This is a genomic window from Bordetella sp. (genome assembly GCF_051960075.1).
Taxonomy (GTDB): Bacteria; Pseudomonadota; Gammaproteobacteria; order Burkholderiales; family Burkholderiaceae_B; genus Bordetella.
Genome location: NZ_JBQCER010000045.1, coordinates 19,617 through 33,675 on the forward strand (window position 1 = coordinate 19,617; position 14,059 = coordinate 33,675).

7 protein-coding genes and 1 pseudogene are annotated in these 14,059 nt (G+C 66.6%); 4 read left to right on the plus strand and 4 right to left on the minus strand.

The genetic code is table 11. The features are described 5' to 3' along the window. Nucleotides 1–211 precede the first annotated feature (211 nt). Nucleotides 212–1,648: a M20 family metallopeptidase gene (locus ACTHJ1_RS05680; protein ID WP_440188984.1), complete on the plus strand. Its 1,437-nt coding sequence runs from the start codon at nucleotides 212–214 to the stop codon at nucleotides 1,646–1,648. Nucleotides 1,649–1,660: 12 nt separating this feature from the next. Here ACTHJ1_RS05680 and ACTHJ1_RS05685 read toward each other — a convergent pair whose 3' ends face one another. Both ACTHJ1_RS05685 and ACTHJ1_RS05690 read right to left on the minus strand, forming a co-directional pair. Beyond that, entirely contained in the window at nucleotides 1,661–3,169 is a 1,509-nt protein-coding gene (locus ACTHJ1_RS05685) for a cryptochrome/photolyase family protein (protein ID WP_440188986.1), read from the minus strand. 60 nt (nucleotides 3,170–3,229) lie between these two features. Then, the gene (locus ACTHJ1_RS05690; protein ID WP_440188989.1) at nucleotides 3,230–4,279 is read right to left on the minus strand and encodes a toxin glutamine deamidase domain-containing protein; all 1,050 of its coding nucleotides are present in this window, start codon (nucleotides 4,277–4,279) and stop codon (nucleotides 3,230–3,232) included. Between the two features lie 235 nt (nucleotides 4,280–4,514). Between ACTHJ1_RS05690 and ACTHJ1_RS05695 the strand changes: the two genes are divergently transcribed. Further along, nucleotides 4,515–5,138, plus strand: a complete 624-nt coding sequence (locus tag ACTHJ1_RS05695) for an exopolysaccharide biosynthesis protein (RefSeq protein WP_440188992.1) — start codon at nucleotides 4,515–4,517, stop codon at nucleotides 5,136–5,138. A 180-nt stretch (nucleotides 5,139–5,318) separates the two neighbouring features. Here the strand turns inward: ACTHJ1_RS05695 and ACTHJ1_RS05700 are convergent, their stop codons facing one another. Both ACTHJ1_RS05700 and ACTHJ1_RS05705 read right to left on the minus strand, forming a co-directional pair. Further along, nucleotides 5,319–5,447: a hypothetical protein gene (locus ACTHJ1_RS05700; protein ID WP_019936597.1), complete on the minus strand. Its 129-nt coding sequence runs from the start codon at nucleotides 5,445–5,447 to the stop codon at nucleotides 5,319–5,321. Nucleotides 5,448–5,596: 149 nt separating this feature from the next. After that, nucleotides 5,597–7,216: a long-chain-fatty-acid--CoA ligase gene (locus tag ACTHJ1_RS05705; RefSeq protein ID WP_440188996.1), complete on the minus strand. Its 1,620-nt coding sequence runs from the start codon at nucleotides 7,214–7,216 to the stop codon at nucleotides 5,597–5,599. Nucleotides 7,217–7,397: 181 nt separating this feature from the next. Here ACTHJ1_RS05705 and ACTHJ1_RS05710 point away from each other — a divergent pair, with 181 nt between their 5' ends. Continuing rightward, a complete protein-coding gene (locus ACTHJ1_RS05710; protein ID WP_440188999.1) occupies nucleotides 7,398–13,229 on the plus strand; it encodes an excinuclease ABC subunit UvrA in 5,832 nt (1,943 codons plus the stop codon). Nucleotides 13,230–13,241: 12 nt separating this feature from the next. After that, a pseudogene (locus tag ACTHJ1_RS05715) lies at nucleotides 13,242–14,051 on the plus strand (AraC family ligand binding domain-containing protein). Nucleotides 14,052–14,059: the final 8 nt, after the last annotated feature.

Consider the following 14,059-nt stretch of genomic DNA (forward strand, 5'->3'; position numbering starts at 1 on the left):
ATTATCGGCAAATATCGCTCGACAGGCATCAGATCCCGCAAAATAAAGACCGAAATGAAAGCTGTTTGTAGGCCGAGCCTCTCGTGCCGGGGATACCGGCTATAGTAAATCGCCGCCCGGGCGCAGCCAGACTGCCTGCAGGCGGCGCCCCGCGCGGCCCGCGATCTGCGCGAACCCGTCGAACAACCCACCACCCCTCACCGGAGCCCTCGTGAAAGAACCCTCGACCCCGCGCGAACGCGCCATTGCGCTCGCATTTGATGCCTTCGATTCGGGCGAGTTCTACACGGACCTGAGCCGCCGCGTCGCCTTTCATACCGAGAGCCAGAACGGGCCGAATCCTGCCCTGGCCGCCTACCTCACGGAAGAAGTCAGCGACGCGCTCGCGCGCCTGGGTTTCGCGGCGCGTATTGTCGACAACCCGGCTGCGGGCGGCCCCCCCTTTCTTATCGCCGAACGCCACGAGTCCGACGACCTGCCGACGGTGCTGACCTATGGCCACGGCGACGTCGTGCGCGGCTACGACGAACAATGGCGCGCAGGGCTCAAGCCCTGGGAGATGGTCGTCGACGGCGAACGCTGGTACGGCCGCGGGTCGGCGGACAACAAAGGCCAGCACTCGGTCAATTTCGCGGCGCTGGCGGCGGTGCTGAAGGCGCGCGGCGGCAAGCTCGGCTACAACGTGAAGGTGATCTTCGAGACCGGCGAGGAGATCGGCTCGCCGGGCCTGGACGAGACCTGCGCCGCGCACAAAGAAGCTCTCTCGGCCGACGTGTTCATCGCCTCTGACGGGCCGCGCGTCTCGGCGGAGCGCCCCACGCTGTTTCTCGGCTCGCGCGGCGCCATCCCGTTCGAGCTGACGCTGAATCTGCGCGAAGGCGGGCATCATTCGGGCAATTGGGGCGGCGTGCTGAGCAACCCGGCGATCGTGCTGGCGCACGCCATCGCCAGTCTCGTCGATCGCAACGGGCGCATCGCGGTCGAGGGCCTGCGTCCGCCGCCGATTTCCGCCGCCGTGCGCGAAGCGCTTTCCGACATCGAACTGGGCCGCGACGAGAGCTCGCCCGACATCGACCCGCACTGGGGCGAACCGGGGCTCACGCCGACCGAACGCGTGATCGGCTGGAACACGCTCGAAGTGCTGGCGATGAAATCCGGCAACCCCGACGCGCCCGTCAACGCCATCCCGCCCACCGCGAAGGCAGTGTGCCAATTGCGCTTCGTCGTCGGCACCGATTGGGAGAACATGCAGGCCCACCTGGACCGCCACTTCGCGGAGCACGGCTTCACCGAAGTGAAGGTCAAGGTCTCGCGCGGCACGCCCGCCACGCGCCTCGATCTCGAAGACCCCTGGGTGCAATGGGCGCTCGATTCCATGCGCGCCACGACAGGCAAGAAGCCGGCGCTACTGCCCAACCTGGGCGGCACCGTGCCCAACGACGTCTTTGCCGATACGCTCGGCCTGCCGACACTCTGGCTGCCGCACTCCTATCCTGCCTGCAATCAGCACGCGCCGAACGAGCACGTGCTGGCGCCGGTGATGCGCGAGTCGCTGGGCATCATGGCCGGCCTGTGGTGGGACCTGGGCGAGCAGGGCGCGGCGATCGCCGCCCGCCGCGCCGCGCAGCAACGAATCGACCGAACCTAGGCGCGACCGGACTCACACGGCCGCGGCACGCCCGCGCAGGCCATCCATGGCGGCAAGCGCGCGTGCGCGCGCGTCCTGGTGATCCACCACCGGCAGCGGATAGTCGTTGCCCGGCTGAAACGACGCGGCCGCGAGCTGCGCTGGCCGCGCGAGCCAAGGGGCGTGTATCGCCGCATCGGGCAGGCGCGCGAGCTCGGGCACCCAGCGCCGCACATAATCGCCCTGCGGATCGAACTTCTGGCCCTGCAGCACCGGATTGAAGATACGAAAATACGGCGCCGCATCCGCGCCGCTGCCGGCAACCCATTGCCAGCTCGCCGGATTGCTGGCCTCGTCCGCGTCCACCAGCGTGTCCCAGAACCAGGCCTCGCCCACGCGCCAGTCGATGAGCAGATGCTTGATCAGAAACGACGCCGCCGCCATTCGTACCCGATTGTGCATCCAGCCGGTATGCCATAGCTCGCGCATGCCCGCGTCGACCAGCGGGTAGCCGGTGCGGCCGCGCCGCCAGGCATCGAGCGCCTGGGGATCGGCGCGCCACGGCATCGCATCGAACTGCCGTTTGAAGTTGACCTGATGCAGCGGCGCAAAGTGATAGAGCAGGTAATACGAGAATTCGCGCCAGCCCAGCTCGTCGAGAAATTTGTCCAGATCGGCGCCCGCAATGCGGGCCGCGCTCGGGTCGCCGCGCCCCGCCTGGGCCGCCGACAGCGCCGCGTACCACACCTGCCGCACCGAAAGATTGCCGAAGCGCAAATACGGCGACAGCCGGCTGGTCGCGCGCTGTGCCGGCATGTCCCGTCCGCCCGCGTAACCGGCCAGCGTTTGCGACAGAAACGCCTGCAACCGGCGCAGCCCCGCTTGCTCGCCGCATTGCCAGCTTGCGCGCAGCCCGCCGGCCCAGTCGGGCGTGCGAGGCTGAAGCGCCAGCGCGGGCAGATCGGTCGCGAGCGCCCTTGCGGCGTCGGGAAGCGGGAAGAAGTCGATATGTTCGGGGGCGGGTCTGGGCGGCTCGGGCGAATAGTCGCGCCGCGCGGCGCGCCAGTAGGCGCCGAACACTTGAAACGGCTGCCCCTCGCGCGTGGCGACCGTCCAGGGCTCGCGCAGCAGGTGCCCGTTGAAGGTCGGAACCGCGATCCCACGGTCTTTCAACGCCGCCTTGATGGCCGCATCGGTCTCGCGCTGCGCCGGCGAATAGCGGCGATTCCAGCACACCGCGGCCGCGCCGATGGACGCGGCGAACGCTTCGATCGCCTGCTGCTCGGGTCCCTGCAACAGGACCAATCCGCCGCCCATTGCGGTCAGCGCCGCGTCGAGTTCGCGCAGCGATTCGTGCAGCCACCAGCGCACGGCGGCCCCCGGCGGGCGGGTCGTCCGCGGCTGCGGATCGTGAACATACACGCACACAAGGGGATGTCCCGTGCCGACGGCGTGCTCGAGTGCAGGGTTGTCGGTCAGGCGCTGATCGTCCCGGAACCAGACGACGACCGGCGCGGATGAACGGCTCGAGGAGGATGACATGGCGATAAGGCGAATTGGGTGGTGCGTGACAGTTTATCTGTCAACGCGGCGCCGGTGCCGCTAGACCAACTCCCAGTCGTCCAGATCGAGCTTGGGCAGCAGGTGCATATTGCTCGGGGCGTTGCCGGTCTGGCACACGATGCGGTTTTGCCCGTTGACATCGTCGCCCCCATCGATCAGGTAGCGCTCGCGCACCTTGTCGAGGTCTTCGGCATTGCCGAGATCGTAGACCAGCCCCTGCTGTCCGCACACCAGATAAAGGCCGCCTGTCGCATGGACCACATTCATGGCGTGCGAAAAGCCATACCCCTTGACGGGCAGGCTGATGCACCCGCGCTTGCCTTCGGGTATGGCCTCTTTCAGGTCGCGCAGAAAATCGTCGCCCGCGTTCAAAAGCCTGGCCTCGTATTGATCGGCCAGGGAAACGAATTCGCCTCGTTCGCGCTCCGCGACCTGGAACACCCGCGACGACGAGGTTTTGCCTTCGACCGTCCATTTGCGTGCTGCCCCTTCGGGATCGAACTGCGACAGGGTCGCCTCCAGCGCCACGGCACAATGGACGCAGTTGCGGTTGAGCACGAGCTCGGGTTTCTTGCCGCTGAAAAGGTCGCCGATGATCGACAGCAGGTTGCGAAAGCTGAACCAATTGCGCTCCGGGTTGGTTTTTTCCGCGACCAGCGCGAGAAAGCTCCTGGGGTTCGAATCCAGATCGCGGATCGCGCACAGGCGCAGCGCATCGGTGAGGGCTTTGTCTTCCGCCTGGATTTTCACCCGCAAGGGGGCAGGCTCCTGTGTGCCGCCCCCGGCATCGACCCAGTCGTCTTCGATGTTCGAATCGATTTTCTCGAAGTCGTCGAGATCGCTGTCCGACTCGGACAGTCGGGCGTTGGTGAGGGCGCCCTGGAGGCTGTCGGGCGATCTCATGAGGTCGAAGTCGTCGACGCTGAGCTCATCGCCGCGCTGCGTCGATTCGGGCGCGAAAAGATCGACGATGACCCACCCTTCGTCGATCGCCTCGCCGCCGCCGGTGCCCTGGGTGGCCCGGGTCGAGTCTTCCCGCTGCAGGTCGTCCTGCACGATCGGGCGCTGGGGTATCGGTACGAGATCCATGTCGGGCCGCTCCTGTTTGTCGTCATCTGTCACCCCTTGAGCGGGGAACCTCGATGAGTAACGCGCGGGATTGGATCAGTTCCAGCGCAAAAACACGACGTTCAATTCCGGTAGATTGATTCTGGTCAACCGATAACCTGTTCACTGCCCATAGCCTGACATCTCGCCACCTCGAAACCCGACAAACCGGACATGGCGCCCCGTGACGCAAACGTGCACACGCTTATCGGAACATATGAATCCACAGTCCGAGCCGCCGAAGACGCCGCCGCTATCGACTTTGCTGGAAGCGAGGTCAACCGCGGTCATCGGTCAAGACCTGACCGTAGGGGACGTTCTTGAATTGCTGGAAGATCGTTCGATCTGGGCCGTTCTTTTGCTTCTGGCCTTACCCATGGCGCTACCCATTCCGCTTCCGGGCTTGTCCGCGCCGTTCGGCGCCTGCATGACGCTGGTCTCCGCGCAAGTTGTCCTGGGAAGAAATCACGCTTGGCTGCCAGCAAGGCTGACTCGACGTCCCATCGCAGCCGCCACCGTCAAGAGCTTGCTCGCCGGCGTCGCGCTCGTATTGCGCCGCCTCGAGAAGGTTGTTCGACCGCGACGCAGGTGGATGGCGGCCGAGTGGACGAAAGTTCCTGTGGGATGCGTGTGCCTCATTCTCGCCATCATCATCACACTGCCCATTCCGCTGGGTCATGTGGTCCCGGCCATGGCCATCTCGCTCTTCTCGCTGGGCATGATGGAGAGAGATGGAGCCGCGCTCTGGTCGGGATTGATTGTCGCCATCGCCGGTATCGTGCTGATCGTCTTGGCCTCGGCCGGCGTCTATACAGGGCTCAACCACTGGTGGAATGCCTAACTTTTCGTTGGGATCCGGCGAAAAGCCGAACGCATGGCGCAGCTCGAATCGCTATGGCGCCAGTCGATGCCGCCGGTTTGGCCCAAAGACTTTAAAACCGGGCTACCGCCTGATGGCGGCGCAAACAAAAAGCCCCGCTGACAAGCAGCGGGGCTTTTTGTTGGGATGATCAAACCGCGATTACACGCGCTTGACCTTCTCCAGCATCTTGAAAACGCCCTTGGGCGATTTCACGAAAAGACGCTTGAACGCCTTGCCAAGGCAACGGCGCTCCAGGGTATTGCGGCGCACGCGCTTACGTTCGGCCATGGCTGACTCCTGAAACTTGAGGTTTGAGTTGATGCGTTGAAACAAACCGCAGGCAAAACAGCCGCCAACGGCAAAATGGGCAATCTAAGATTTTAGCCCAAATTAGACTTGATCGGCAAATAGCCGGCCTCGGCATGCGGACGCCGCGTTCATGACCCGGTCTCGATCAATTGGCGGATGGTCTTCTTCGAGAGTTTTCCTGTGGCCGTGTGCGGCAGTTCGTCGACGATCACGAGATCGTCCGGTACGCACCACTTCGAGGTCCGGCTCTCGTAATGCGCGCGCATGTCTTCGCGCGTGAGAGTCGCGTCGGGTTTCAACACCGCCACCAGCACCGGCCGCTCGCCCCAGCGCTCGTCGGCGCGGGCCACGATGGCCGCCTCCTTGACGGCGGGATGAGCCATGGCGATGTTCTCGAGTTCGATCGACGAAATCCATTCGCCGCCGGACTTCACCATGTCCTTGGTGCGATCGACGATCTTGACGAAACCATCCGCGTCCATCGTGACCACGTCGTCGGTATTGAACCAGCCGGGGAAATCCGCATGAGCGGCATGCTCCGGCGCGTTGAAGTAGCCTTGCGCCACCCACGGCCCGCGCACGAGCATCGCGCCGAAGCTCTTGCCGTCGTGCGGCACTTCCTTGCCCTCATGGTCGACGATGCGAAACTCCATGCCGAACACGGGGCGCCCCTGCTTGCACAGCAGCCCAAGCTGCTCGTCCGGCGGCAGCGCCTGCTGCTTGCCCTTCAGCGTCGCCGCCAGCCCCACCGGGCTCGTCTCCGTCATGCCCCAGGCATGCAGCACATCGACGCCCTGGGCATGAAAGCGCTTGAACATGGCCGGCGGTGCCGCCGAGCCGCCGATGGCCACGCGCTTGAGCGCGGAAAACTTGCACGCGTGGGCATCCATCCAGTCGAGCAGCCCCAGCCATACCGTAGGCACCCCGGCGGTGAACGTGACGCCCTCGCTCTCGAACAGGGTATGCAGACTGGCGCCGTCGAGATGCGGGCCGGGCAACACGAGCTTGGCGCCCACCATCGGAACGCTGAACGGCAGGCCCCAGGCATTGACGTGGAACATGGGCACGATAGGACAGACCACGGCTTTGCTGGAGAGGTCGAACACATCGGGCAGCGCGATGGCCATGGCATGCAGCACGCTGGACCGATGGCTGTAGAGCACGCCCTTGGGTTCGCCCGTGGTGCCCGAGGTATAGCAAAGCCCCGAGGCCGTGTTCTCATCCAGGACCGGCCAGTCGAAAGCGTCCGATTCCCCCGCGATCAGCGTCTCGTAGCACAGCAGCCCGGGCAGCGCCTGCGACCTGGGCATGTGGGCTTCGTCCGTCATGGCCACGACGGCCTTCAGGCTCTTGAGCTCTGCGGCCATGGCCTCCACCAGCGGCAGAAAAGGCAGGTCGAAGCACAGCACGCTGTCGCCGGCATGCTTGACGATATAGGCGATTTGTTCGCGGAAAAGACGGGGATTGATCGTGTGGCAGACCAGGCCGGAGCCTCCCACGCCGAAATAGAGCTCCAGGTGCCGGTAGCCGTTCCACGCCAGGGTGCCGACCCGGTCGCCGGCTTTGAGGCCCAGCCGCGACAGCGCGTTGGCAAGCTTGCGGCTGCGCGCGGCGAGCTCGGCATAGGTGTAGCGGTGCAGCCCCCCCTCGACGGTCGCGGACACGATCTCGCCGTCGCCATGGCAGGCTTCGGCGTGCCGCAGTACCGACGACAGCAGCAGCGGCACGTTCATCATCGTTGCGAGCATTGTTTGCCTCCTTCCTGGTTTTTACTGTTATTCAATTTTTACCCCCTTGCTCCACGCCCAGCCACGATACCCGACCCGGCCTTCTTCCTGGCATCCGTCATAAATCTGAGATACTGTTTATATATACAGATATCCGACCGCCGACCCGTACCCAAATACGCGTACCCGTTACGATCTTCCCATGAGCTCCGAAATCCGCATCGTTGGCGCCCGCCAGAACAACCTCAAGAACCTGGACCTGACCATCGCCACCGGCGAACTGGTCGTCGTCACCGGCGTCTCCGGCTCGGGCAAGAGCTCGCTGGCCTTCGACACCCTCTACGCCGAAGGCCAGCGCCGCTACGTCGAGACCTTCTCGCCCTACGCGCGCCAGTTCCTCGACCGCATGGACAAGCCCCAGGTCGAGCGTATCGAGGGCATTCTGCCCGCCATCGCCATCGACCAGACCAATCCGGTGCGCAGCTCGCGCAGCACGGTCGGCACCATGACCGAGCTCAACGACCACCTCAAGCTGCTGTATGCGCGCGGGGCCGTCCTGCATTGCCGCGGCTGCGGCCGGCCCGTGCGGCGCGACACGCCCGACACCATCCGCGATTCGCTGGCTCAACGGGCACAGGCCGCCGGCGACCCGCGCCTGGTCGTCACCTTCCCGCTGGGCGTGCCGGCCAACTACACCGAAGACGAGGTACGCGGTTTTCTCGATCAACAGGGCTATACGCGCGTGCATGCCGAAGAAGCGCCGCGTGCCGAGGCCGCATCGCACGGCGGCAAGGCGGCGAAGAAATCCTCCGGCAAGAGCAAAGGCAAGGCTGCCGCCCCCGCCGTCGACATGCAGCGCATCCTGCATGTGGTGCAAGACCGCTTCCGCTACGCGGGCGCCGAGCGCGAACGCGTCATGGAGGCCCTGGACACCGCCCTGCGCATGGGTGCGGGCCATCTGTCGGTTTATGCGCTGGACGACGAAGGCAACAACGCCGCCATCTGGAAATACAGCGACCGCCTGCACTGCGCCGACTGCGACATCGAATACAGCGATCCGCTGCCCAGCAGCTTCTCCTTCAACTCGCCGCTGGGCGCCTGCGACGCCTGCCGCGGCTTCGGCCGCGTGATCGGCATCGACCTGGGCCTGGTCATCCCCGACGAGAACAAGACGCTGCTCGAAGGCGCGATCAAGCCCTGGCAAACGCCGTCGTTCAAAGAGTGCCAGGCCGAGCTCGAAAAATACGCGCCCAAGGCCGGCATCCCCCTGTCGGTGCCCTGGAAGGCACTCACCGAAGAGCAACGCGCGTGGGTCCTGCGCGGCACGCCCGACTGGAAGGGCGGCAACCAGGCCTGGAAAACGCAGTGGTATGGCGTGAACCGCTTCTTCGACTGGCTCGAGACCAAGGCCTACAAGATGCATGTGCGCGTGCTGTTGTCCAAGTACCGCAGCTACACGCCCTGCCCCGTGTGCAAAGGCGCGCGGCTCAAACAGGACGCGCTGCTGTGGCGCCTGGGCAGCCAGGCCGATGCAGATGCCGTGTTGCAGGATGTTTACCCCCACGCCGCGGACTTGGGGCGGCCCGGCGGCGGGCGGGACGAAGGCCGCTACCGCCGCTTCATGCCCGCTGGCGCGCAATGGACGCGCGAACAGCTCGACGTCATGCCCGGCCTGTCGGTGCACGACATGATGCTGCTGCCGATCGAGCGGGTGAAGCGCTTCTTCGACGACCTGCGTTTCGAAGGCGCGCTCGACGCGGCTTCCGACCTGCTGCTCACCGAGGTGCGCGCGCGACTGAAGTTCCTCTGCGACGTGGGCCTGGGCTATCTCACGCTCGATCGGCAAAGCCGCACCCTGTCGGGCGGCGAGGTGCAGCGCATCAACCTGACAACGGCGCTGGGCACTTCGCTGGTCAATACCCTCTTCGTGCTGGACGAACCCTCCATCGGCCTGCATCCGCGCGACATGCACCGCGTGGTCGAAGTCATGCATCGCCTGCGCGACGCCGGCAACACGCTGGTGGTGGTCGAGCACGATCCGCAGGTCATGGTGGCGGCCGACCGCATCATCGACATCGGCCCCGGCCCGGGCGAGCGCGGCGGCCATATCGTGTTCGATGGCGGCCCCGAGCAACTGCGCACTGCGCCCACGCTCACCGGCGACTACCTGGGCGGGCGCAAGCGCGTCGAGGCCCCGCGCCCCATGCAGGTCGCGACCAACACGCCGCGCCTCATCCTCGAAGGCGCGCGCGCGCACAACCTGCGCAACGTCTCGGTCGAGCTGCCCCTGGGCCGGCTGGTATGCGTCACCGGCGTGTCGGGTTCGGGCAAATCCACGCTGGTGCAGGACGTGCTCTACCCGGCGCTGCTCAAGTACCAGGGCAAACCCACCGAGGCGCCCGGCGAATACGACAGGCTGCTCGGCGCCGAGCAGCTGGCCGACGTGGTCATGGTCGACCAGACGCCCATCGGCAAGACGGCCCGCTCCAATCCGGCCAGCTACGTGGGCGCCTTCGACGCCATCCGCAAGCTTTACGCGCAGGCGCCGCTGGCGCGCGAGCGCGCCTACACGCCCGGCACCTTCAGCTTCAACAGCGGCGACGGCCGCTGCCCCACCTGCGGCGGCACGGGCTTCGAGCACGTCGAGATGCAGTTCCTGTCCGACGTCTACCTGCGCTGCCCCGATTGCGACGGCAAGCGCTTCCGCCCCGAAGTGCTCGAAGTGCGCGTCGAGCACCTGGGCCGCAGCGCCTCGATCGACCAGGTGCTCGATATGACGGTGAGCGAGGCGCTCGAATTCTTCAAGGGTCTGCGCGACGTGCAGACCGGCCTGGCGCCGCTGGCCGACGTGGGCCTGGAATACGTGCGCCTGGGCCAGCCCGTGCCCACGCTGTCGGGCGGCGAGGCGCAGCGCCTCAAGCTCGCCGGGCATCTGGCCGAGGCCGCGCGCAGCGGCATCTCCAGCGCCCAGGTCGCCAAGAAGGGCAGCCTGTTCCTCTTCGACGAACCCACCACCGGCCTGCACTTCGACGACGTGGCGCGCCTGATGCGCGCCTTCCGCAAGCTGCTCGCCGCCGGCCACACGCTGCTGGTCATCGAGCACAACCTCGACGTGATCCGCGCGGCCGACTGGCTCATCGACCTGGGCCCGGAAGGCGGCGACGCGGGCGGCGAGGTGTTGGGCGTGGGTACGCCGCAAGACCTCATGGACAACGCGCGTTCGCACACGGGCCAGGCCTTGCGCGACTACGAAGGCGCGATTTTGCCGGCCGAAGCCCTGGCCGCCGAACCCGCCGCGGCGCGCGCGCTCGCCGAGCCCGCCGTCGCCTACGGCGAAGAAACCTCCGGTGCGGGCACGCCCCTGCAATCGCTCATGCGCCGCAAGCGCAAGAGCAACGCCCAGGCCATCGAGATCCTCAACGCCCGCGAGCACAATCTCAAGAACGTCAGCGTGGAAATCCCGCGCGACAAGTTCACGGTCATCACCGGCGTATCGGGCTCGGGCAAATCCACCCTGGCCTTCGACATCCTCTTCAACGAAGGCCAGCGGCGCTATCTGGAATCGCTCAACGCCTACGCCCGCGCCATCGTGCAGCCGGCCGGCAAGCCCGATGTGGACGCCATCTTCGGCATTCCGCCAACAGTGGCTATCGAGCAGCGCACCAGCCGCGGCGGACGCAAGTCCACCGTGGCGACCATGACCGAGATCCATCACTTCCTGCGCCTGCTGTACGTGAAACTGGGCACGCAGTACTGCCCCGACGACCACGTGCCGGTCGAACCGCAGACGGCCGACCAGATCGTGGCGCGCCTGCTGCGCGAGCACAAGGGCGTGCACATCGGCCTGCTCGCGCCGCTGGTCACCGCGCGCAAGGGCTATTACACCGATCTGGCCAAGTGGGCCGGGTCCAAGGGCCACACGCATCTGCGCGTCGACGGCGAGTTCATTCCCGTCTCGCCCTGGCCGCGCCTGGACCGCTACAAAGAACACACCATCGAGCTGCCCGTGGCCGACGTGGTGGTGGACCCGGCCAACGAGGCCGAACTGCGCGCCGCGGTCAAGAGCGCCCTGGAGAACGGCCAGGGCGTGATGTCGGTAGTGTGGCCGGTGGACAAGCTGCACCAGTCGCTGGCATCCGATCTGCAGCAGACGCACTTCTCCACCAAGCGCGCCTGCCCCACGTGCGGCAAGAGCTTCCCCGAGCCCGATCCGCGCCTGTTCTCATACAACTCCAAGCACGGCTGGTGCGCGGCCTGCTTCGGCACCGGCCTGCAGCTGCAAGGCTTCGACGAGGAACAGACCGGCGAAGAAACCGCCTGGAACGCCTGGTACGAAGGCGAAGCCAAGACCTGCAACACCTGCCACGGCCTGCGGCTCAACGCCACTGCGCTGGCCGTGAAGTGGCGCGACCGCTCCATCGCCGAACTGGCGTCGCTGCCCGTGAGCGACGCGCACACCTTCTTCACCGGCCTGGTGGCGCGCGGCCGCGAAGGCGAAATCGCGCGCGACATCCTGGCCGAGATCCGCGGCCGCCTGACCTTCATGCAGGAAGTCGGCCTGGGCTATCTGGCGCTGGACCGCGCCGCGCCTACGCTGTCCGGCGGCGAGGCGCAGCGCATCCGCCTGGCCGCGCAGCTCGGTTCCAATCTGCAGGGCGTCTGCTACGTGCTGGACGAGCCCACCATCGGCCTGCACCCGCGCGACAACCGCATCCTGCTCGACGCTCTGGGGCGCCTGGAGGGCAACGGCAATACGCTGGTGGTGGTCGAGCACGACGACGACACCATACGTCGCGCCTCGCACCTCATCGACATCGGCCCCGGCGCCGGCGTGCGCGGCGGGCGCGTGGTGGCCCAGGGCTCGGCGCAAGACATCATGAACGCGCCCGAATCGATCACCGGCCGCTACCTGGCCCGGCCCCTGCAGCATCCGCTCAACGGCCGCCGCGCCGTCGAGAAAGACACGCCCATGATCCAGGTGCGCGGCGCGCGCCTGCACAATCTGCGCAGCGTGAACGCCGGCATTCCCGTGGGCCGCCTTACCGTGGTCACCGGCGTATCGGGCTCGGGCAAGTCGACCCTGGCGCGCGAGGTCCTGCTGGACAATCTCACCCGCGCCGTCGCGCAACGGAACGGGGCTCCCAGGTCCTCCAGCCCGGTGCCTGTCTGGAGCGGCTGCGAGGCCATCGAGGGCTGGGAGCAACTGGATCGCGTGCTCGAAGTCGACCAGACCCCCATCGGCAAGACGCCGCGCTCCTGCCCCGCCACCTACGTCGGATTCTGGGACGACGTGCGCAAGCTCTACGCCGATGCGCGCGAGGCCCGCATGCGCGGCTGGACCGCGGCGCGCTTCTCCTTCAATACCGGCGAAGGCCGCTGCCCCGTGTGCGAAGGCCAGGGCATGCGCACCATCGAGATGAGCTTCCTGCCCGACGTGAAAGTGCCTTGCGACGGCTGCAACGGCGCGCGCTTCAACAGCGATACGCTGGGCGTGCAATTGCGCGAGAAGAGCGCAGGCGACGTGCTCGGCATGGAAGTGGACGACGCCATCGCGTATTTCTCGGCGCACCCCAGGATCCAGCGCCCCCTGCAGTTGATGCAGGACGTGGGGCTGGGCTATCTCACGCTGGGCCAGCCCTCGCCTACTCTGTCGGGCGGCGAGGCGCAGCGCATCAAGCTGGTCACCGAGCTGGCCAAGGCCCGCATGACCGAAGGCGTCTTCAAGACCGGCCGCGCCTCGCGCATGCCGCACACGCTCTACGTGCTGGACGAGCCCACCGTGGGCCTGTCCATGGCCGACGTGGAAAAGCTCATCCACGTGCTGCACCGCCTGGTGGAAGCGGGCAACACAGTGGTGGTCATCGAGCACAACCTGGACGTCATCGCCGAAGCCGACTGGCTTATCGACATGGGACCCGAGGGCGGCGACGGCGGCGGCCGTCTGGTGGCGCAGGGCGCACCGGAGAGCGTGATGAAGGCCAGGAACTCGCATACAGGCCAGATACTGCGCGAGTTTCTGGCGGGAGCGCGCTGAGGAACCCGTCGCATGCGCGCCCATCAGCTCACTCTCCTGCCCAGCCGTATGCGCGGCGTCGAAGCCATCGAGGCCGATACGGCCTTCGCCTTCGGCCGGCATACGCACGAGCAGTTCGGCGTGGGCCTGATCCATCGCGGCGCACAGAAATCGGCCAGCGGCCGTGGGCCGGTAGAAGCCGGCCCGGGCGACATCATCACCGTCAACCCCGGCTAAGGCCACGATGGCGACCCCCTGGGCGCGCGGGGCCGCGGCTGGCGCATGCTCTATCTCGATCCGAGCATCATCGCCTCGGCTGTGGCGGACATCTCCGAAGGGCGAGCGACCCGCGCCGTCGAGTTCGGGCATCCCGTGATCCGCGACGGGCGGCTGGCGACGCTGTTCGGGCGCCTGTTCCCGCTGATGACCGCGGACTCGGCACACCGGCACGACTTGGCGCTGGAAGAGGCGCTCGCACTCGTCCTCGGCCGGCTCCTGCAACCCAAGGCCGACCGGCCAGGCGCCATACCCGACGGGATCGCGCTGGCCCGCACCCTGATCGACGATTGCCCTTCCTCGCCTCTGACGCTGTCCGACCTGGCGCGCAGCGCCGACCTGGGCCGCTACCAGTTCCTGCGCGGCTTCGCGCGTGCCACGGGTCTCACGCCGCATGCCTACATCCTGCAGCGCCGTCTGCATCGCGCGCGCGAACTCATCGGCAAGGGGGCCACGCTGTCCGACGCCGCATTGCAAAGCGGCTTTGCCGATCAAAGCCACATGACACGGCTTTTCGTGCGCAGCTTCGGCATGGCGCCCGGCGCCTACGCCAAGGCCCTGGCCTGAATCCCGAA

Bases quoted from the DNA above. Each gene is read 5' to 3' on its own strand.
- ACTHJ1_RS05685 (WP_440188986.1), bottom strand. From the start codon at position 3,169: ATGTCATCCTCCTCGAGCCGTTCATCCGCGCCGGTCGTCGTCTGGTTC.
- ACTHJ1_RS05690 (WP_440188989.1), bottom strand. From the start codon at position 4,279: ATGGATCTCGTACCGATACCCCAGCGCCCGATCGTGCAGGACGACCTG.
- ACTHJ1_RS05695 (WP_440188992.1), top strand. From the start codon at position 4,515: ATGAATCCACAGTCCGAGCCGCCGAAGACGCCGCCGCTATCGACTTTG.
- ACTHJ1_RS05700 (WP_019936597.1), bottom strand. From the start codon at position 5,447: ATGGCCGAACGTAAGCGCGTGCGCCGCAATACCCTGGAGCGCCGTTGC.
- ACTHJ1_RS05705 (WP_440188996.1), bottom strand. From the start codon at position 7,216: ATGCTCGCAACGATGATGAACGTGCCGCTGCTGCTGTCGTCGGTACTG.
- ACTHJ1_RS05710 (WP_440188999.1), top strand. From the start codon at position 7,398: ATGAGCTCCGAAATCCGCATCGTTGGCGCCCGCCAGAACAACCTCAAG.